The organism is Pseudoalteromonas sp. SIMBA_162, from assembly GCF_046535955.1.
In the GTDB taxonomy this organism is placed as follows: domain Bacteria; phylum Pseudomonadota; class Gammaproteobacteria; order Enterobacterales; family Alteromonadaceae; genus Pseudoalteromonas; species Pseudoalteromonas marina.
The window spans coordinates 1-254 of record NZ_JAWJBQ010000769.1; the positions used below are offsets into that span (position 1 = coordinate 1).

A 254-nucleotide genomic window follows, 5' to 3' on the forward strand; every position below is an offset into this window, starting at 1 on the left:
TGTAGAACAGCGGCTTGTGCGCTGCGACTATGCCCAGCGGTACGCCGATGAGCACGCAGACCAGGGTGGCGAACAGCACCTGGGCCAGGGTTTCCATGGTTTCCTGCCAGTACCCCAGGTTGAGGATCAGCAGGAAGGACAGCACGACAAAGGCGGTCAGGCCCCATTTGCGCTGGATCAGGTGCGCCAGCAGGGCAATCAGGCCGATCAGGGCCAGGGGGTTGAACCAGGTCAGCGCGAACGTCACGCCGTGG

Annotated in this window: 1 pseudogene; it reads right to left on the bottom strand. The window is 63.4% G+C overall.

Going from position 1 to position 254, the window contains the following annotated elements:
• Positions 1-254, bottom strand: a pseudogene (locus R0J88_RS21765) (choline ABC transporter permease subunit); the annotation flags it as partial.